17 protein-coding genes are annotated in these 20,137 nt (G+C 60.2%); 10 read left to right on the forward strand and 7 right to left on the reverse strand.

All coding sequences use genetic code 11. From position 1 onward, the window contains the following. Positions 1-442 precede the first annotated feature (442 nt). Positions 443-1,612 (reverse strand): homocysteine biosynthesis protein, encoded by a 1,170-nt coding sequence (locus B149_RS0105440; RefSeq protein WP_018124162.1) that lies wholly within the window; start codon positions 1,610-1,612, stop codon positions 443-445. Positions 1,613-1,852: 240 nt separating this feature from the next. Here B149_RS0105440 and B149_RS0105445 point away from each other — a divergent pair, with 240 nt between their 5' ends. From B149_RS0105445 to B149_RS0105470, 6 genes are all read left to right on the forward strand, one after another. Beyond that, on the forward strand, positions 1,853-3,163 hold the full coding sequence (locus B149_RS0105445) for a DnaA ATPase domain-containing protein (RefSeq protein ID WP_018124163.1): 1,311 nt from the start codon (positions 1,853-1,855) through the stop codon (positions 3,161-3,163). Between the two features lie 142 nt (positions 3,164-3,305). Then, positions 3,306-4,475, forward strand: coding sequence for a DNA polymerase III subunit beta (dnaN, locus tag B149_RS0105450; protein WP_018124164.1), 1,170 nt, complete (start codon positions 3,306-3,308; stop codon positions 4,473-4,475). Next, positions 4,476-6,866 (forward strand): DNA topoisomerase (ATP-hydrolyzing) subunit B, encoded by a 2,391-nt coding sequence (gene gyrB, locus B149_RS0105455; RefSeq protein WP_018124165.1) that lies wholly within the window; start codon positions 4,476-4,478, stop codon positions 6,864-6,866. A gap of 24 nt (positions 6,867-6,890) precedes the next feature. Beyond that, entirely contained in the window at positions 6,891-9,326 is a 2,436-nt protein-coding gene (gyrA, locus tag B149_RS0105460) for a DNA gyrase subunit A (RefSeq protein ID WP_018124166.1), read from the forward strand. A 33-nt stretch (positions 9,327-9,359) separates the two neighbouring features. Further along, positions 9,360-10,127 (forward strand): tetratricopeptide repeat protein, encoded by a 768-nt coding sequence (locus B149_RS0105465; RefSeq protein ID WP_169332907.1) that lies wholly within the window; start codon positions 9,360-9,362, stop codon positions 10,125-10,127. 6 nt (positions 10,128-10,133) lie between these two features. After that, the gene (locus tag B149_RS0105470; RefSeq protein ID WP_018124168.1) at positions 10,134-11,300 is read left to right on the forward strand and encodes a geranylgeranyl reductase family protein; all 1,167 of its coding nucleotides are present in this window, start codon (positions 10,134-10,136) and stop codon (positions 11,298-11,300) included. A gap of 10 nt (positions 11,301-11,310) precedes the next feature. On the opposite strand, the gene B149_RS17815 is transcribed toward B149_RS0105470, so the two are convergent. Further along, positions 11,311-12,072 carry a YbaY family lipoprotein gene (locus B149_RS17815; RefSeq protein WP_018124169.1) on the reverse strand — a complete coding sequence of 254 codons (762 nt, stop codon included), beginning with the start codon at positions 12,070-12,072 and terminating at the stop codon, positions 11,311-11,313. A gap of 71 nt (positions 12,073-12,143) precedes the next feature. Then, entirely contained in the window at positions 12,144-13,340 is a 1,197-nt protein-coding gene (locus B149_RS0105480; RefSeq protein WP_018124170.1) for an HD domain-containing phosphohydrolase, read from the reverse strand. Between the two features lie 166 nt (positions 13,341-13,506). Between B149_RS0105480 and B149_RS0105485 the strand changes: the two genes are divergently transcribed. Together B149_RS0105485 and B149_RS0105490 are read left to right on the forward strand one after the other, a co-directional pair. After that, on the forward strand, positions 13,507-13,914 hold the full coding sequence (locus B149_RS0105485) for a hypothetical protein (protein WP_018124171.1): 408 nt from the start codon (positions 13,507-13,509) through the stop codon (positions 13,912-13,914). Further along, positions 13,911-14,126 carry a hypothetical protein gene (locus B149_RS0105490; RefSeq protein ID WP_018124172.1) on the forward strand — a complete coding sequence of 72 codons (216 nt, stop codon included), beginning with the start codon at positions 13,911-13,913 and terminating at the stop codon, positions 14,124-14,126. Before B149_RS0105485 ends, B149_RS0105490 begins: the two co-directional genes overlap by 4 nt. Here B149_RS0105490 and B149_RS17820 read toward each other — a convergent pair. Then, a complete protein-coding gene (locus B149_RS17820; protein ID WP_018124173.1) occupies positions 14,108-15,034 on the reverse strand; it encodes a tetratricopeptide repeat protein in 927 nt (308 codons plus the stop codon). The two genes, B149_RS0105490 and B149_RS17820, sit on opposite strands and share 19 nt — an antisense overlap. A 56-nt stretch (positions 15,035-15,090) precedes the next feature. Between B149_RS17820 and B149_RS16530 the strand changes: the two genes are divergently transcribed. Continuing rightward, the gene (locus tag B149_RS16530) at positions 15,091-16,365 is read left to right on the forward strand and encodes a terminase large subunit domain-containing protein (protein ID WP_018124174.1); all 1,275 of its coding nucleotides are present in this window, start codon (positions 15,091-15,093) and stop codon (positions 16,363-16,365) included. A 51-nt stretch (positions 16,366-16,416) separates the two neighbouring features. After that, on the forward strand, positions 16,417-16,773 hold the full coding sequence (locus tag B149_RS16535) for a hypothetical protein (RefSeq protein ID WP_018124175.1): 357 nt from the start codon (positions 16,417-16,419) through the stop codon (positions 16,771-16,773). Between the two features lie 55 nt (positions 16,774-16,828). Here B149_RS16535 and proX read toward each other — a convergent pair whose 3' ends face one another. The 3 genes from proX to proV are packed head-to-tail and all read right to left on the reverse strand — an operon-like array spanning position 16,829 to position 19,938. Next, positions 16,829-17,857, reverse strand: a complete 1,029-nt coding sequence (gene proX / locus B149_RS0105515; RefSeq protein ID WP_018124176.1) for a glycine betaine/L-proline ABC transporter substrate-binding protein ProX — start codon at positions 17,855-17,857, stop codon at positions 16,829-16,831. Positions 17,858-17,875: 18 nt separating this feature from the next. Continuing rightward, positions 17,876-18,709, reverse strand: coding sequence for an ABC transporter permease (locus B149_RS0105520; RefSeq protein WP_018124177.1), 834 nt, complete (start codon positions 18,707-18,709; stop codon positions 17,876-17,878). 26 nt (positions 18,710-18,735) lie between these two features. Continuing rightward, positions 18,736-19,938: a glycine betaine/L-proline ABC transporter ATP-binding protein ProV gene (gene proV / locus B149_RS0105525; RefSeq protein ID WP_018124178.1), complete on the reverse strand. Its 1,203-nt coding sequence runs from the start codon at positions 19,936-19,938 to the stop codon at positions 18,736-18,738. Between the last annotated feature and the right edge of the window lie 199 nt (positions 19,939-20,137).

Below are 20,137 nucleotides of genomic sequence, written 5' to 3' on the forward strand. Positions count from 1 at the left end.
TTCAGGCGGACCAAAGGGGCGGGCCCCCTTTGGAATCCCTGAATTGTCAGCAGGGTTGCAGCTGCCGGGTCCATGCGTCCGCACAACCCGCGTCCAAGCTGCAACCCCGCTGACGGAGAATTGGGATACAGGCATCTTGGCTGACGACTCCCTATAGCTGAATTCAGTCAAGCGGAATTCACTCGGCTCATACACTCACCGCCCCCTAACTCTCCCAACCACAACACGGCACAACAACCGCCGTGGGACACCCGCCGAGCCGCCTATAGGCATCAGCTTCCGGAAATCCGAATGCGGCTCGGCAAGCCAACTGTTTTTGGAGATTCTTAAGAACCTTTTGCAAAAGGTTCTTAAGCCCCCGGAGGGCCCTCGGAGAGTCGCCGGAGGCAAAAAAAAGGCCGCCCAAAAAAGGGCGGCCTTTCCAAGTTATCTTGGATAGTGGTTACAGGCTGGTTATTTCTTCCTGTGCTTCGGTGAGCAGGAATTTGCCGTTTTGTATCCACTTTTTGAGTTCATCGGCAATTTCGAGGGACATCGGGTAGCTGGTGAGGGGCACCGTGGGGGTCTTTTTGCCGTTCACGGTGATCTCGCCGGCCTTGAGTTCTTCGAGTGTGGCATAGCCGAGGACTCGGGGCAGGCCGTTGGGGTAGTCGTAGCCGTAGTCCTTGATGGGCATGTGGATCTCGGAATCCGGGACGCCGGTGTACCAGGCCATTTCCTCGTTGAGGATGGGTATGGGGATTCCGACGCCGAGATTGAGCGAACTGCCGTAGCCTACGTAGCTGATGCCGCGAACGTAGCGGGGGTTCATGCCTTTCATGTCGCCTTTGAGCATGAGAGTGCCCGAGGGTGACGTGGGGATGCCGCGTTCGTTGCGGGGCGGCTTGCTGTTGTGCTGGGTTCCGGAGCCGATGACATAGCCGACGCTACCGCCGAGGAAGATGCGTGTTCCGAGCCCGATGGTCTTGAGATACGGGTCGTTGAACAGGGGGGAGAGCTGTCCTGCGGTGGCGAAGTTGGCGTTATTGCAATTGGGCTTGAGCGGTCCCATGTAGGTATAGATGGTCCTGCTGGTCAGGTTCACTGCGCAGTTGTAGTTCTGGTAGCAGTTGCGCGGATTCAGGAGCCATGCATAGGGAAGATCGGCAAGGGTGATGTCCTTGGCGAGTTCCTTTCTGGGATAGCAGTCTGTGCCGTAGGCTTGGGCGCGCAGGTGCACGGCCTTGCCTCGCAGCAGGTCTTCGATGACGTGCCCGCCGCCGTATGTGAAGCGTCCGGGGTGGACCTTGTTGAGCGGGTCGTCTTCGCTGGGTTCGGTGCAGCCGAGGTATGCGTCAACGGCGGCCAGTCCCGAATAGCAGGGTACGTTGTTCAGCCACATTCGGGAGACCTTCATGACCGGCGGCTGCTGTCCTATGTTGAACATCATGCCGGAGGAGCACATCGGGGAAAATGTTCCCGTCGTGACGACATCCACCTGTTCGGCGGCCTTGACCTTGCCTTCCTTGCGGACGAGCCTGGTCATCTCCTCTGCGTTCAGAACGACCGCTTTTCCCTTGCGGATGCGATCGTTGATCTCCGTGATCGTCTTGGTGACTTTGTGAGTACCCATTCATTTCCTCCGTTTTGCCGCTGTTTATCCGTGCGGCGCAAGACTTTGAATAGTGTCTCAAAACGCCGCGCAAATCAAACACTTTGTCCCTCCCGATCTGGCGGCACGACTTGGCATTAGAGGCAAAATACGCTATAACCCACAGGTGTTCGGGTCATGTGGAACCCTTGTTAATAACGCTCTTTTTTATTCTATAATTTCAGAAACTTGCAAACTGCACATTCTCGCATCGGATAAAACGTGAAACAGGCCCTTCGCAAGCACTTCAGAAAAACCTGCTCGGAAGACGAACTTGCACGATGGTTCGACCCCCTGGGAATCTTTGTTTCGGAAGAAGACCGGGCGGTGAAGGTGGAATTTCCCCACCAGTTCTTCGGGCAATGGTTCGAAGGCTCCATTCAGGACCGCTTCGAGGCCCAACTCAACCTGTATCTCGGCACCGGCTACGAGGTACGCTACTCCAACGGCGCCCCCGTCGGCACCACGGACGCAGCGCCGTCGCACAAGCCGGTGGTCAAGAAGATCGACTTTCCCTTCGACAGCCAGTTTACCTTCGACACATTTCTCATCAACAAGAAGAACTATTTCCCGCTGGCTTCGGCCAAAGAAGTGGCCAAGCAGTCCGGCTCGCTGTTCAACCCGTTCATCATCTGCGGGCCGAACGGGTCTGGCAAGACGCATCTGCTCAAGGCTGTCGCCAACGAGATCAGCAAACACCACGACAGTTCCTCGATCTATCTTTCGAACATGGACGAGCTGCACACCATGTTCAATGTGCGTTTCGGAGGCGATTCGGTCCGCGCGCGCAATCATCTTTTCAACCATGACTTCCTGTTCATAGACGACTTTCAGCAGATCCGGGCCTATCCGGGGTTGCAGAATGAGATAATCAACATCTTCAATCACTTCTATGAAAACCGGAAGCAAATGGTTTTGGGATGCCGGGACAAGATATCCAGTCTCGACTTCCTCGACCCCAACCTGCATTCCCGTCTGGGATGGGGGCTGGTCGTCACACTGAAGGAGCCGGACCTTGAAATCCGCGTGGGCTACATCCAGCAGCAGTGCCGCGAAAAGAAGCTGCCGCTGACCAAGGAACAAATCCTGACGCTGGCCCAGCGCTTTACGGACTTCCGCTACCTTCAGGGCATCCTGCTCAAGCTGTTCGCTTTCCGGGAGTTGGTCCACAAGGACCTCTCCCAGAAGGACTTCGAGCACATTTTGAACAACACCGAGGAAAAGGCCCACGACGAGCTGACGCCGAAGCAGATCATGGGTGTGGTCGGTGAGCATTATAATCTGAATGTGCGGGAACTTACAGGGTCAAAACGACATCAGCCAGTGGCTCAGGCCCGGCAGATTGCCATGTATCTTTGCCGGGAGCTTTTGAGTATTTCCTACCCTGCCCTCGGCCGGGCTTTTGGCGGAAAAGACCACAGCACGGTTCTCTACTCGGTAAAAAAAATCAATCAATTACGGAAAGATGACCACGATTTGAACCAGGTGTTGAAAATGTTGAAGAATAAGTGTCGGCATACTGCGGGACGATGAGCATGTTCTTTCCGGCTGTCGTTTGTGTGCTTCGGAGGTCACTCTTGATGTTCAGACTTTCGTAAGCCAAAACAGACACTTGAAGTAGTTAGTCACATAGGTTCAGAGGCTATTAAAACCTTCTATGAAGGAGTAAAACAATATGTTTTTAAGAGTGAACAGGGATGAGATCATCGAAGGTCTCCAGAAATCGGCCAACATCATCCCCGCCAAGACGGGAGCCGCTTTCCTGAGAACCATCTGGCTGAACTGCGAGAACGGTTCCCTGAACATAATGTCCACGGACTCCAATCTGGAGTTCATGGGTTCCTACCCCGCAGAGATCACCGAGGACGGTCTGGCAGGGGTTCAGGGTCGCGCCTTTTATGATCTGGTGAGGCAGCTTCGCGGAAATCAGGGCGAGCTGGTCATCAAGACGGATGGCGAGAATCAGAACGTGCTTGTGGAACAGGGCTCAAGGAAGTACAAGTTTCCGGTAAACGATCCGGAGTGGTTCCAGAAGTTCTCCTCCTACCCCGAAGAAGGGTCGGTGTTCTGGTCCGGCGATTTTCTGGACGAGATGATCGACAAGCTGGCGTTCTGCATTTCCGAGGAGGATTCCATGGAGGCCATCGCGTGCCTGTACATGGCTCCCCGTGAGGTGGATGGTGAGAAGATCATCGAGACCTGCGGCCTGAACGGGCATCAGTTCGCCATGTTCCGCTTCGTCAACGACGACATCCATGAGATGCTTCCGGAAGACGGCGTGCTGATCCAGCGCAAGTATCTTGCCGAGCTCAAGAAGTGGCTCACCGCCGAAGAGATCGAGATGAGCATTTCCGACAAGCGGCTGTTCTTCCGGACCGGGGACAAACGTGAGACCTTCACCCTGCCGCTTTCGTACTATCAGTATCCGAATTACCACAGCTTCCTGGCCAAGCTGGGTGATGACGACGTGAGCAGGCTCAAGGTGAACCGCGCCGAGCTGGTGGACGCGCTGGGCCGCATCCATCTGTTCAACACGGATTCGAACCGCTGCGCGTATTTCAACCTCTCGGCCACGGAAGTGACCGTGCATGCGCAGGGGCAGGACACCGGCACCGCGCGTGAGTCGCTGGATGCCGAGTATGCAGGAACGCTGGAGCGCATCGCGTTCCCGACCAAGAATCTGATCGAAATCCTGAATCACTTCAACTCGGAGTACGTGACGCTGACGCTCACCGGAACCGAGGCGCCCTGCGGCGTGAGCGGCGAAGATGATCCGGACTACCAGGTCATTGTGATGCCCATGATGATTCAGGAAGAGACATACTACACCGAGGAAAACGCTTAAATGAGCAACCAGTACAACGCGGAAAGCATTACCGTTCTCGAAGGGCTTGAGGCGGTCCGGAAACGTCCGGCAATGTACATCGGGTCCACGGATATCCGTGGCCTGCACCATCTCGTCTATGAAGTCATCGACAACTCCATCGACGAAGCCATGGCCGGGCACTGCGACAAGATCAAGGTGACCCTGCACATGGACAACTCGTGCACGGTCTCGGACAACGGCCGCGGCATTCCCGTGGAGATCCATCCCAAGGAAGGCGTTCCGGCGGTGCAGCTGGCCATGACCACGCTGCACGCGGGCGGCAAGTTCGACAACGACTCGTACAAGGTCTCCGGCGGCCTGCACGGCGTCGGCGTATCCTGCGTCAACGCGCTTTCCGAGTTCATGGAAACCACGGTCAAGCGCGACGGCAAGACCTACCGCATGAAGTTCGAGCGCGGCGCTCCCGTGGGCGGCCTTGAGGAAATCGGCGACGCCAGTTCCACCGGCACCACGCAGCGGTTCCGCCCGGACGAAGACATTTTCGAGGTCAACAAGTTCGACTTCGAGGTGCTCAAGAAGCGTTTCAAGGAGCTGGCCTACCTGAACTCCGGACTGACCATCGAGTTCAAGGACGAGCGCAGCGACGAGCACGAGAGCTTCCGTTTCGACGGAGGCATAATCGAGTACGTGGAGAACCTGAACGCCAGCCAGACCACCATCGGGGATATCATCTTCGGTCAGGGCGAGGCGGAAAACATCATCGTGGAATTCGCTATTCAGTATACCACGGCGTACAAGGAAAACACGTACACCTTTGCGAACAACATCCGCACGGTCGAGGGCGGAACGCACCTTGCCGGCTTCAAGACCGCGCTGACACGGGCCATCAACAACTACATCACCAACGCGGACCTGCCCAAGAAGCTCATCAAGCGCCTGAGCGGCGAGGATGTGCGCGAGGGACTGACCGCGGTCATTTCGGTGAAACTGCCCGATCCGCAGTTTGAAGGCCAGACCAAGACCAAGCTGGGCAACTCCGAAGCCACCGGCCTCGTTTCCGGACTGGTGTACGAGAAGCTCAACACCTTTTTCGAGGAGAACCCCAAGGAGGCGCGCGCCATCATCGAAAAGGTGGTGGATGCGGCCCGGGCCCGCGAGGCGGCACGCAAGGCGCGCGACCTGGTGCGGCGCAAGGGAGCGCTCTCCGACAACTCCCTGCCGGGCAAGCTGGCGGACTGCCAGTCCAAGGATCCCTCGCTCTCCGAACTGTTCATAGTCGAGGGTGACTCGGCAGGCGGTTCCGCAAAGCAGGGTCGTGATCCCAAGCATCAGGCCATTCTGCCGCTTCGAGGCAAGATCCTGAACGTGGAGAAGACACGCTTTGACAAGATGCTCTCCAACAAGGAGATTCGCGCGCTCATCACGGCCATGGGCATCGGCATCGGCACCGAGGACGACGAGAAGGACTACGACAAGCTGCGGTATCACAAGGTTGTGATCATGACTGACGCCGACGTGGACGGCTCGCACATCCGCACGCTGCTGCTGACGTTCTTCTATCGCCAGTATGAGGAGCTGATCACCCGCGGTCACCTCTACATCGCCCAGCCGCCGCTGTTCCGTGCCCATCGCGGCAAGTTCGAGCGGTTCATCAAGGACGAGCCGGATCTTGAAACCTTCCTGCTGGAGCAGGTGCGCGACAGCCTGAGCCTCGTGACCAAGAGCGGCCGCACCGTGGAGGGAGAGCCGCTCATCGCCACGCTGAACACCATCCGCTTCCTCAAGGAAAAATACGAGGAGGCCGCGAACATGGGCATAGAGGAGGAGCTGTTCTCAGCCCTTATCTATTTCCCGGAGCGCATCCAGTACACGCACTTCGAGACGCACGATCCCGCAGAGTTCAAGGCTGCCTTCGAGGCGCGCGGCTTCAAGGTGGATATCATCACCGAGCACGACTACGAGGCCGAAAAGGAACGGACCTACATCGTTTTCGAAAACGAGAACGGTCACCGCTACCGCATGGCCATGGAGTTCTTCCATTCCAAGGTCTACAAGCGTTCCTTCCAGGCCATGAGCGAGCTTCGCGAGGCGTTTGGCGAGTTCGAGTTCACCCTGCACATCAAGAACGAAGTGCGCGAGGTGGCCGATATCTTCGCCGTGTACAACACCATCATCGAGGAAGCGCACCGCGGCTGGCAGATCCAGCGCTACAAGGGTCTGGGTGAAATGAACCCCGATCAGCTCTGGGAAACCACCATGCTCCCGGAAAAGCGCACCATGCTGCAGGTGTCCATCGAGGACGCGGCAGCGGCCGACGCCATCTTCACCGACCTCATGGGCGATGAAGTTGAGCCGCGCCGTCAATTCATCGAAAAGAACGCACTCAGCGTGCAGGAACTGGATATCTAGCCACCGGAAAAGGCAGAGAACGACATGAGCAACACCATTTCCATCGAAAGCGAACTCAAGAAAAGCTACCTTGAGTACTCGCTGAGCGTCATCATCGGACGCGCCATTCCGGACGTGCGCGACGGACTGAAACCGGTCCATCGCCGCATCCTCTATGCGATGCACGACCTCGGAAACACCTTCAACCGGCCGTACAAGAAGTCGGCCCGCGTTGTCGGTGACGTCATCGGTAAATACCACCCGCACGGCGACTCGGCCGTGTACGACGCCCTTGTCCGCATGGCGCAGGACTTCTCCATGCGCGATCCCCTTGTGGACGGACAGGGTAACTTCGGTTCCATCGACGGCGACGCCGCGGCGGCCATGCGTTACACCGAAGCGCGGATGGCCAAGCTGTGCGGCGAGTTCCTGACGGACATCGAGAAGAACACCGTCGATTACCGCCCCAACTACGACAACACCCTGCAGGAACCTGCGGTGCTGCCCACCAAGGTCCCGAACCTGCTGCTCAATGGCACGGCGGGTATCGCGGTCGGCATGGCCACCAATATTCCGCCTCACAACCTCGGTGAGCTCATCAAGGGCACCATGCACCTTCTGGACAACGAAGAGTGCACCGTGGGCGACCTGATGCAGTACATCAAGGGGCCGGACTTCCCCACCGGGGCCATGGTCTACGGTGGCAAGGGCCTCATTGACGCCTACCACACCGGGCGCGGTTCCATCCGTATCCGCGGCGTGGTTGAGCGCGAGGAGCGCAAGGGCAACCGCGAATCCATCATCATCCGGGAAATCCCCTACGCCCTGAACAAGTCCACGCTGGTGGAAAAGATCGCCCAACTGGTCAACGAAAAGAAGATCGACGGCGTCACCGACCTGCGCGACGAGTCCGACCGCACCGGCATCCGCATCGTGCTTGACCTCAAGCGCGGCGCCATTGCCGACATCATCATCAACGCGCTGTACAAGTTCACCCCGCTGGAAACGAGCTTCGGCATCAACATGATGGCCGTCGTGGGCAACCGCCCCATGCTGCTCAACCTCAAGCAGGTGCTGAACCACTTCCTCGATCACCGTCGCGAAGTCATCATCCGCCGCACCAAGTACGACAAGGACAAGGCCGAAAAGCGCGTCCACGTGCTGGAAGGGCTCAAGATCGCGGTGGACAACATCGACGAGGTGGTCCGCCTGATCCGGGGTTCCGCTTCTCCCGAAGAAGCCCGGAACAACCTCATCGAGCGCTTCGAGCTCTCCATGGTGCAGGCCAAGGCCATCCTGGACATGCGCCTGCAGAAGCTCACCGGCCTCGAACGCGACAAGCTGGTCGAGGAACTCAGCGAGCTGCTCAAGATGATCGAGTACTACATCAGCATTCTGGAGAACGAGGAAGTCCTCAAGGGCGTGATTCGCGAGGAGCTTCAGGGCATCTACGACAACTACGCCACACCGCGTAAGTCCGAGCTGCTGGAGCAGGACCCGTCCGAGATCGACATCGAAGACCTGATCGCGGACGACGACGCCGTGGTGACCTTGTCCCGCAAGGGCTACATCAAGCGGACGCCGCTCTCCAACTATCAGGCCCAGCGCCGCGGCGGTAAGGGCATCTCCGGCGTGCAGACCGGTGACGGGGACTTCATCCAGAACTTCCTGCTCACCACCAACCATCAGTGGCTGCTGCTGTTCACCAACCACGGCAAGATGTTCAAGATCAAGGCGCATCAGGTGCCCGAAGGCAGCCGCTACGCCAAGGGCGCGCATATCGCCAACCTGCTGCCGCTGGAAAAGGAAGAGTACGTGGCCAAGGCCATGAGCCTGCGCGAACTCTCCGAAGACCGCTTCTTCCTGTTCGTAACCAGAAAGGGCATGATCAAGCGCTCCAGTCAGGACCTTTATGCCAACTGCCGCGCCTCCGGTCTGCGGGCCGTGAACCTGCGCGACGGCGACGAGCTGCTCAGCGTCATGGAAGTGAGCCCGGATGCGGACTGCATCCTCGCTACCCAGCAGGGAACCGCCATCCGCTTCAACATCCGCGACGCACGTCCCATGGGCCGCGCCGCAGCGGGCGTGAAGGGCATCTCCCTGCGTGAAGGCGACCGGGTGGTATCCGCCGTGGTCACCACCGAGGACGACCGCGACCAGCTGCTGACCATCTCCGAGGGCGGCTTCGGCAAGCGCACCGGCATCGACCAGTACCGGATCCAGTCCCGCGGTGGTAAGGGTATCCTGAACATGCGCCTGACCGCCAAGACCGGCAAGGTGCTCGGCGCGAGCCTTGTGAACGAAACCGACGAGGTCATCCTGCTGACGTCCAACAACAAGATCATCCGCATGAGCGTGGGCGAGATCACCCTTACCCGCGGCCGCGCCACGCAGGGCGTGCGCCTCGTGCGTCTCGACGATAAGGGCTACGTGGTCGGATTCGACTTCGTCCGCGACACCGAAATCGACGACAAGGAATAATCGGTGATACGACGCTTCATGAGGGCCGGCTTCATGCCGGCCCTTTTTCTCATCGCCCTGCTCGGGCTTTTCGGATGCGGCAACGGGGCCAGCCCCGGTGAACAGGATCTGAAAAACGCCAGAAAGAGCTTTGACAACGGATTTTTTCTGGAAGCCGAGGCAGGGTACGAGCGGTATCTTCAGCTTGAGCCGCAGGGCAAGCACCGCAAGGAGGCCTGGAGCCGCCTGCTGGACATCGCCCTGAACATCAAGGCCGATCTGGACCGCTCGGTGGCTCTGCTTGAGGCCATGTATCTGGAGCAGGGGGCCGACAAGGCCGAGGCCAGCGACATCATGTACCGGCTGGGCGAGCTGTATCAGCAGCTTGGCAAGCCGGAAAAAGCGCTGGAATCCTATGAGAAGTCGCTTCGTCTCAGTCAGAATCTGCCGGAGCGGAAAGTGCGCGCCCAGCTACAGCTGGCCCGTCTCTACCGGCTCAGGGGAAGTTACGATCTGGTGCTGGAAACGCTCGACGACTGCTCCCGCTCCGCCACCAACACCAAGCAGAAGGCGCGGTGTCTGTACGAGCTGGCCCAGAGCTACAGCTTCATCAACAGCTGGGCGCAGGTGAAGAAAGCCGTGAACCAGTTGCTCGCCCTCGAAGGCGCGTCCGAAGAGCTCAAGGCCATGGGCATCTTCATCCTCGCCGACATGTACGAGCACGACCACAACTATGAAAAGGCGCGGGAACTGCTGCTGTCCATCCGCGACACCTACCCCAACCCGTTGGTCATAGAAACGAGACTGGACAATTTGAAGTAGGCAGCCATGAAAGCACGGTACGACCTTGTGGTTTGCGGCGGCGGTCCCGCCGGATCATCCGCGGCACTCGCCGCGGCTCGACAGGGTCTTTCCGTTGCCGTGCTGGAAAAGGAGAGCCATCCGAGGCATAAGCTCTGCGGCGGGCTGCTCACATGGAAAACCATGCGCCTGTTGGAAGAGCACTTCGGTCTGGACGCAGAAGCGCTGCGCCGGGCGGACGCCCTCTCCCATGTCTCTGACCAATACGGCATCCGCAGCCGTCATCGCCTGCTGGCACAGGGCAGGCTTTCCCACCCCTTCCATTTCATTCGGCGCGCCCCGTTCGATGCCCTGCTCGCAAAAGCCGCGAAATCGGCCGGTGTTCGCATTTTCGATCACTGCCGCGTCTCGGGTTGCGATTGCGAGTCAGGAGCCGTCCAGACGTCTCAGGGGACGTTTTACGGGCATGTGGTGCTTGGAGCGGACGGCGTCAGCAGCTCGGTGCGGCGCTGCATGCCGGACGCGATGCGATCCCGGCAGCGCTGGAAGCGGTATCTGGCCCCGGCCATGGAGGGGTATGTTCCCCGGGATGAATGGCCCGGCCAGTTGGACAGGCCGGAGCTGTACATCGGGTTTCTCGACGCGGGCTACGGCTGGGTGTTTCCGAATCGCGACCGCGTGCTCGTGGGCATGTGCGGTCTCAGGCGCGGCAAGCGGCCCTTTACGAAGAATGTTGAGGAGTATCTCGATTTTCTCGGCGTGCAACCGGAAGACATCCGGGAAATGCGCGGGCATCCGCTACCCTACGGGAACTGGTTGTCCGACCCGGCGCGAGGCCGGGTGCTGCTGGCGGGCGATGCCGCAGGCATCGTGGAACCGCTTTTCGGGGAAGGGCTCTTTTTTGCCATGGCCTCGGGCCGCTGCGCCGGGCTGGCAGCCCATGAACAGCGTAGCGGGATCATGCCCGCGGACAAGGCCTACAGGGAAACCATGAACCGCGAGATCATCCCCGAACTCCGTGGCTCGGAAAGGCTTCGCGCAAAGGTTTTCCGAGGCTTCAAGCTGGCCGGTGACGGCGGATTCGGCCTGATCCTGCGTGCTTTCGCCGGAATCCTCGGCGACGTGGTGCACGGCAAGCGTTCTTATCGCACCTTCCGCAAGACCAGCTGGGATTTCCGGCTGCCCTCTTCCTGATTTCCGCGCCCTACTGCGGCATCTTGAGCAGAATATTCACCGGCCCGCCGTCTTTCGGCAGGGGATGGTGTTCCGTGGTGGTGAACATGAGTCTTCCCATGTAGCGGATTTCTGCCCGGATGGCGTATCGCATGCCGGGTTTGATCAGCTTCGGGTCATATTCCAGATGAAACCGGATGGGCACCTGTCCGGGATTTTCGATGCGCTGTTCGGCGAGCACCGGAGCGGCCGCGTCCTGACGGGAGACGTCCAGCAGCCGAACGATGGCCACGGCTTCCGGTCCGAGGGCGATGCGTTCGCGATAGGTCAGGGCACCCTTCACCACTGCATCCTTTTTGATTTCATGAAATATCATGGGCTGTTCTTCCCCTTCCATGAAAATGTGCAGGGCGCCGGTTTCGGGATGAACCGAGGCGGATTCGGCTTTGGCCAGTCCCCGGAAAAAGCGGGACTCCTGTTCGTTGACGGCCTCTGCCGGACACAGGGCCATGGTGGCGGCAAGTGGTCCAATGTGCAGCTTGCCGTCGCGGAGTTCCCATTTACCGGAGTACGCGTTGCAGCCGCCGTTGCCGGAGACGCGCCCATCGCGGCCGAAAAAGATGGTGGTGTTGCTGAAGTCGATCACCGGGCGTTCCCCGATGTATTCCAGCCGCCACTGGCGGGCGGTGAAATCTTCCGGTTCCGTCGGATGCGGGGACTTGACGGCACAAGCCGTCAGCAGCACGCAGCAGAGCATGACGGCAAAGCGATGGATGATGGCGAAACGGTTCATGACGGTCTCCTGTTGTTGGTCGTGTCCTTCAGATAGCACGAAGCTGTGGAGAGGGGAACGGAGAGCTGATCTCAGGCAGCCAGAGCCTTGAAACGGGAGAGCGCCTTTTCCTGTGAGAGCACGCGCAAGTCATTGATGGGCACGAACTGCTGCTGCAAAAGCTTGATGATGGAAGCGTCCAGCAGGCCGGAATCCACCATCCCTTCCAGCACCTGCATGGTGGCGTGTCGGTCCATGCCGGGGCGGTACGGACGGTCTTCCGTCAGGGCCGTGAATACGTCGGCCACGGCCATGATGCGGGAGCCTTCGGAAAGGTCGTCGGACGACAGCCCGTGGGGATAGCCGCCGCCGTCGAGTCGCTCGTGATGCTGGCTGGCCCAGAGGCAGATGTCGCCGAGGCCTTCCATGGAGCCGAGAATCTTTTCCGTCACCAGCGTGTGTCCGCGCATGATCTCGAATTCGCTTTCCGTGAGCATCCCGGGCTTTTCGATAATCTCAGAGGGAACGGCCAGCTTCCCGAGATCGTGCAGCAGCCCTGCCAGCTTGAGGGTGCGCAGCTCGTCCTCGGCCATGCCGTTCAGTCTGCCCAGTTCCCGCGCGATGGTGGCCACGCCGCAGGAATGCGTGGCGGTAAAGCGGCTCCGGAAATCGATGACGTGGGAAAAGGCGTCACAGAACCCGACCACGTCGCTGGCGGGGATGACACGGTTTTCGATGCGGCTGAGCCATGTGTAGTTGTCGCCTGAGAGAAGTTTTTCCCGCAATTCAAGAACATCCGGAGAGATGGTGTTCACCACGCGGGGGGCGAACGCGGTTCCGGCGAGCCGGTTGAGACGCGGCAGAAGATCCGGCGAAAGGTGCGCCACGTCCACGCGGTCGGCGAGGTTCAGCACGTTGGCCAGCAGGGCTTCGTCTGGAGGAACATCTTCGGGAATGTGCTCCCACGGAGTGTGGTGCAGCCGGATGAGCCGTGCGGGACGGGCCATGTGCGGCACCTCGCACAGCAGCTTCCAGCCGGTTTCGGCATGATGGATGTCCTTTGTCTCGAAATCCAGCGCGTCAATGCGGGCTTTTCGGCTGAAAGCGCCGATGTCGTGCAGCAGCGCGGCCACGAACAGGTCGCTGATATCCTGCCCGGTGAATCCCAGCTGCCGGGCGAGCGTGGCGGCTATTTCCGCGGTACGGCTGTGATGCCCCACCACTTCTGGACTGATGAGGTCCAGCGCGTGAGAGATGCCTGCCGTCAGGTCGATGATTTTCAGGTCCATGCTTTTGTCTCCGCGTACAGAATGTCCGGTTACGCAAACCCCTGTCAACCCGAAATAACGCCCTTGTCATGCCCGTGAATGCTCCTGTTGCGCCCGTAAGCGGAAACCCGTGCCATACTGAATGTACCGGAGGGCCGTTTTCACCTCTAAAAAGGGAGAAAAGAGAATGGCCGTGGGAATCGTGGCCGCAATAGGCGGTCTGCTCTCCACCGTGGTGGAAGGTGTGTCCGGACATCTGAAACAGCGGCAGGAACTCAAGAAGAAGGTCATGGAAAACCGGATGCGGCTGGCGTCCAGCGACCGGGAATTCAACCATGAATGGGAAATGCGGCAGCTCGAAAACGCGGGCTGGAAGGACGACATCCTGTTTCTGGCGTGGATAGGCTTCTTCATCTGGAGCGGCGTGTTTCCGGATGAGGCCGCGCGAGTCATAGGGGCGTGGGAACGGCTTCCCGCGTGGTTTCTGGAAATCACGTTCTGGATCGTGGCGGCCGTATTGGGCGTGAAAAAGCTGGGGGACTACCTGCCGGGCATGGCACGGGGTCTTAGGGACGCTATCGGAGGCGGGTCATGAGCGCGGGGGGGCCGGAGCGCGAGGTCCGGGAACTGCTGGTGCGCATCGACGAGCGGGTTCGGGCCGTGCAGGAGGACATCCGCGAGATCAACGAAACGCGGCGCTGTCACACGCATCAGGAGCGGCTCAGGTCGTTGGAGCGGATGGTCTGGGGCTGCATGGCCTGCGTCACCGGCGTGGCCGCGCGGGTGATCTATGATGTCTTGCGCTGATCCATCAGGCGCCGGGCGGCTTCATCCATACGCTTGGCGTCATCCATCCTGTCCTGATTGCGAAATCCCGCTGCGGCACGCCGATAGGCACGGATCGCGCCGCCGAGGTTGCCGGAGCGCTCCAGCGTGCTGGCATAGAGGGCGCGAAGGTCCGCGTTATCGGGATTGGAGGAGAGGGCGAAGTGCAGGTCCCGTGCGGCATCGTTGAAGCGGCCGAGCCCCATCAGGGCCCGTGCCCGACCCTCGAACGCGGCGGCGGAATCGGGCTTGAGCGAGGCGGCGCCGGAGAAGGCCCTGTACGCCTGCTGATATCGCTCGAGCATGAGGCAGGACTGTCCAAGCCGGAAGCGGGGATCGAAGTCCCCTGGTGAGAGCGACATGGCCTGACGGAAGTCTTCGATGGCCTTCTCGTGTTCGCCAAGCTCCGCACGAATCGCCCCGCGCTGCGTATAGGCCTGCGTCAGGGAAGGATTTCTGCGGATGGCTTCGTCAAGGGCGTGAATGCCTTCAAGGGAGCGCCCGGCCTGCCAGAGGGTGTAGCCCAGCAGATAGCGCGAACGGGCGTCCGATGGCTTGAGCGAGGCGGCGCGCATCAGGTCCTGTTCCGCCCGTGAGTACTCGCCCAGCCGTGCCAGCGCGAGGCCGCGATACAGGTGTGCATCGTAGTTGTCCGGATCGAGTTCCACAGCCTCGCTGAGGGTCTGCACGGCGCCCTGCGGGTCCAGAAAGTTGCCGTCGTGGAACAGGGAAAGCGCTTCGCTCACCTTCTGGGATGCGGTGGCCTCCCTGCGATCCTGATCCGACATGGGATGGTGCTCCACCTCGCCCTTGTCGATGATGCGAGTAACCACACAGCCGGAAAGCAGCGACGCAAAGACGAGAGTGATGAGAACGACACGAGCGATCATCGGTCGGGGATACTCCCGGCCGGAGCGAACGTCAATGCGAACAGGAACGACGAACAATGGAAGAATTATATAGACCCCGGAAGCATCAGGCGGCCATCGAGGAGAATCTGACAAGGTTTTCCGTACTGGTCTGCCACCGCAGGTTCGGCAAGACCGTGCTTTCAGTGAACCGACTGATACGCCAGGCAAGAGAAACCGAAATGACGGACTGGCGCGGGGCTTACATCGCCCCGCTCTACAAGCAGGCCAAGGCGGTGGTCTGGGATCATCTGAAGCATTTCTGCGGAGTGGGGCTGGACGGGTGCGACGTGAAATTCAACGAGTCCGAACTGCGTGCCGACTTCAAGAACGGCTCCCGCATCCGGCTCTTCGGCGCGAACAACCCGGACTCACTGCGCGGCCTGTATCTGGACGCGGTGGTCTTCGACGAAGTGGCGCAAATGCCCTACCGCGTCTGGAGCGAAGTGGTCCGCCCCGCGCTTTCCGACCGCCGGGGCTGGGCGCTGTTCATAGGCACGCCGCAGGGCAAGAACGCCCTGTATCAGCTCTGGAACCGGGCCGGAGCCGATGAGGACTGGTTCACCGCCATGTACCGGGCCTCCGAAACCGGGGTGCTGCATCCCGACGAGCTGGACGCGGCGCGGCGGGAAATGAGTCCGGAGGAGTACGAGCAGGAGTTCGAATGCTCCTTCACCGCCGCCATCCGGGGCGCCTACTTCGGCGGGCTGCTGGGAGACCTTGAGCGCGAGGGCCGAGTTGGCGCGGTGCCCGTGGATCCGACCATGCCCGTGCATACCGCGTGGGACCTTGGCATGAGCGACTCCACGTCCATCTGGTTCGTACAGGCCGCCCCCGGCGGCGAGTATCGCGCCGTGGACTACTACGAAGCCTCGGGCGAAGGGTTGGAACATTACGCCAAGGTGCTGGACGCCAAAGGCTACAAGTACGGTCGCCACATCGCACCCCACGACATCCGCGTGCGCGAGCTGGGCACGGGGCGCTCCCGGCTGGAAACGGCCATGCGGCTGGGAATCCGCTTCGACATATGCCCCAACATTCCGGTGCAGGACGGCATCAACGCGGTGCGGCAGATGCTGCCGCGTTTCCGGTTCGATGCCGGTCGCTGCGAACCGGGCATCGACGCCCTGCGGCATTACCGGCGCGAGTTCAACGATCGGGCCGGGGATTTCATGCCGCGCCCGGTGCATGACTGGACCAGCCACGCGGTGGACGCCTTCCGCTACTTTGCCGTGGGCTTCCGCGAGCCGAGCAGAGGGACGCGACCGGACCGGACCGCAAACGACTACAACCCCTTTGGAGAAGCGTCATGAGCGCTTTTTCGGGGAAAACGACAAGCAACCGCAATGCGGATCGGAGGTCTCATGCTGATTCGGCAGGAACAAGTGCCGCCCCCGTTCAAGGAGTTTGCGCACAGGCAGCGGTACGAATGGTACCGCGCCGAAGACGAGCGAGGGCTGTATGCGTGGCTGGCCCTCGCCGAGTCCGGCGAGGATATGGAGATGCATCTGGAAGCGGTCCGCTGGGGGCCGCAGACGTTGCGTTCCATGCGTACTGATATTGAACGGGTCAAGGAAAAGGCCCGTAGGCGCGGCAAGACCCGGCTGCTCGGATTCAAGGCGGAGCAGGGGACTGAGCCCGATCCGCGCTGGGCCCGGTTCGTCGGTCTTTTCGGATTCGGCGGGCACGCTGTCATTCAGACGGCAGCTCTTGAGCTTTAGATAAAAAAGCCCCCGCCAAAAGGCGGGGGCTTTGATGCGTACAGGAATGGCGCGGCTACTTGGCAGCCTGGCGGGCGGCTTCGAGCCAGCTGTTCCACTTGTCCTGATTGTTGGCGATCCAGTCGTCAACGTGACGGGCGATGTCGCGGTCGGACTTTTCGCCTTCGTTCATCAGGGTGTTCTGCTTGTTGATGTCCTCAAGCTGCAGGGTGAATTCCTGCATGAACTTGTGTGCGGCCGGATTATTCTTGAGGAATTCCTTGTTGGCCACGATCTGGATGTCGGAAACCACGAAGCCGAGCTTCACCGGGTCGGACACGGCGCCCTTGATGCCGGAGACGGTCATGCGGTCTTCGGCCGGAGCCTGTGCTTCGGTGGGCTTGATTTCGGGCACGTTGATCCAGACGACGTCTTCGCCGGGCTTCAGCTTGAAGATGGTCCAGTTGGGGGCCCAGGTGTAGAAGAACACCGGACCGCCGCTCTTGTAGGTACCGAGGGCGGAAGCCATGCCGGCTTCATAGGAGGCCTTGATGGGATTGATGTGATCGCCGAGGTCGTAGACCTTCATGTGATGGGTGATGATGTTCTCACAACCCCAGCCCGGAGGGCAGGCGGTCAGTTCGGCCTTGCCGTCGCCGTTGATGTCGAAAGCTTCCTTCACTTCAGGACGCTTGAAGTCTTCGAGGGACTTGATGTTGAGCTTGTCGGCTTCCTTCTTGGAGATGAGGTAGCCCTGCAGGCCACCGGCCTTCACGACGTAACCGACCTTCTCGGCCTTTTCGTCGAAGTTGCTGGGAACCTGACTGTTGTGGTTGGGGAACCAGCCGTTGGTCCAGTAGTCAACGTCGCCGAACGTGACGGACTTGTAGAAAATGGGGTTCTGCAGGTCCTTGGGCTGCTGGACGTCGTAGCCGAGCTGTTCCAGTCCGCGGCGAACGAGGGCTTCCTGGAAGAAGCCGGTGTTCCATGTGGCTCGCGCCGGTTTGACGGTGACGCCTTCACCGGGCTTCATGTCCGAAGCCGCGGCGGCGGTGGCGAAAACGGCCACGCACAGAATCGCGATGAGTGCTTGTTTGAGTCGCATTTGAGCCTCCTGTTCTGTTTAGGATTTCTTATTCGCCATCGACTGGGTAATCCGGTCGAGTACGATAGCCATGAGGACGATGCCCAGTCCGCCGACAACGGCGCGGCCGATGTCCAGCGTGTTCAGGCCGAGGATGACCGGGGAGCCGAGACCGCCGGCGCCGATGAGCGCGGCGATGACGACCATGGAAAGGGCCATCATTATGGTCTGGTTGAGTCCGGCCAGAATGGTGGGCATGGCAAGGGGCACCTGCACCTTGATGAGCACCTGTGTTCTGGTGGCGCCGAATGCCTGAGCCGCTTCCACCAGTTCCGGATGCACGCCCCGGATGCCGAGGCTGGTCAGTCGGATGATGGGCGGCAGGGCGAAAATGATGGTCGCGAGAACGCCTGCCACGTTACCCACGGAAAAGAGCATCACGATGGGTACGAGGTAGACGAATGCGGGGGTGGTCTGCATGGCGTCGAGCACGGGACGTATTCCGGCCTCGAACCTGTCGCTGCGTCCGGCGGCGATGCCCAGCGGCACGCCAGCGATGGTGCAGAACAGCACCGAGGACAGGACCATGGCCAGCGTGGTCATGGACTCGCGCCACAGGCCGAGCAGGCCGATGAAGACCATGGTCACCGCCGAGAAGACGGCCAGCTTGTAGCCGGAGAAACGCCACGCGGCCAGTACCACCAGCACGATGATGATCAGCGGATGCAGGGCGTTGAGCCCTGCGTCGAACCCGTTGAGGGTCTGCTCCACCGGCCATTTGATGGATTGAAATATGTCGCGGTAGTTATTGACCAGCCAGTCCACGAACTGACTGACCCAACTGTCCAGAGGTATGACTTGTTGTTCAAACATGAGTGCGTATCCTTTTTTTGGTCAGCCTACTGGTCAAGCCGTTCTTCGGTTCTGTGCAGGGTGCGCAGGAAGCGGTTTCTGGAAACCACGCCCTTGTACTCGTTGCCGTCGTCCACGACGGGTACGGGCCACCCTTTGGATGCGAGGAACGGCAGCACTTCCTGCATGGAATCCTGCATGTTGACTGCGGTGACGTCCTCAAGGAAGGCCTGTTTGAGTCCTTTCTGTCCGGCCTCCATGGCATCGCGCACGGAGTCGGTGGACACCAGTCCGAGATACCGGTGGCGGGCGTCGAGAACCACGCCGAAGTCGCGGTCGCTGCCGCTGAGGAGCTCAAGGGTCGTGCGAAGGCTGCCTTCCTTCGTGAGCACGAAGGTGGGAATGGTGTCGCGTGCGATGTCGCCCGCGGAAATGACGTTGGTGGGGTCCACGCCGCGGAAGAAGGCGCGAACGTAGTCGTTGGCCGGATTTTGCAGGATGTCTTCCGGCGTGCCGACCTGAATGACGCTGCCGCCGTCCATGATGGCGATGCGGTCGCCGATGCGCAGCGCCTCGTCGAGGTCGTGCGAGATGAAGACGATGGTGCGCTTGTGTTCTTCCTGCAGCTTGAGCAGTTCGTCCTGCATTTCGGTGCGGATGAGCGGGTCGAGGGCGGAAAATGCCTCGTCCATCAGCAGGATGTCCGGGTCCACGGCCAGCCCGCGGGCGAGGCCCACGCGCTGCTGCATGCCGCCGCTGAGCTGGGCGGGGTAGGAGTCTTCCCATCCCGAGAGGCCGACCTGCGCAAGGGCTTCCTTGGCGCGTTCGCGGCGTTTGTCCTTGTCGATGCCGGCCAGTTCCATGCCGAAAGCGGCGTTGTCCAGCACGGTCTGGTGCGGCATGAGCGCGAAGGACTGAAAGACCATGCTCATGTTGTGCAGGCGGAACTTGACCAGTTCGTCCTCGGTCATGGCGGTGACGTCCTGTCCGTCCACGATGACTTTGCCCGCGCTGGGTTCGATGAGTCGGTTGAGCATTCGCACGATGGTGGACTTTCCCGAACCGGAAAGCCCCATGACCACGAAGATTTCGCCTGACATGACTTCAAAGGAGGCATTGTTGACGCCAACGGTCATGCCGGTCTCTTCGAGGATTTCACTTTTGGTGAATCCCTTCTCCAGCATCCGCAGGGCCTTTGGCGGATTGGAGCCGAAGATTTTGGAGAGATTTTCCACTCGAATCTTTTCCATTTTCACTCCCGATCGTTTGATGAACCAAGCTCGACGAATCCCGTATGGGGTCCGGCGTGCCGCCTGTCGGGCCGGGTTTTCGGCGACTCGTAAGCCCCTGCGCCGAAAAAGCGGCCCCCCTCTTCCGACGTGTCCGAAATGGTCCGCCATCAGGGAATCCGTACTTGGAATATGCAGTATCGCGATTCAAGACGATGCT

The organism is Desulfovibrio oxyclinae DSM 11498 (genome assembly GCF_000375485.1).
Lineage (GTDB): Bacteria > Desulfobacterota > Desulfovibrionia > Desulfovibrionales > Desulfovibrionaceae > Pseudodesulfovibrio > Pseudodesulfovibrio oxyclinae.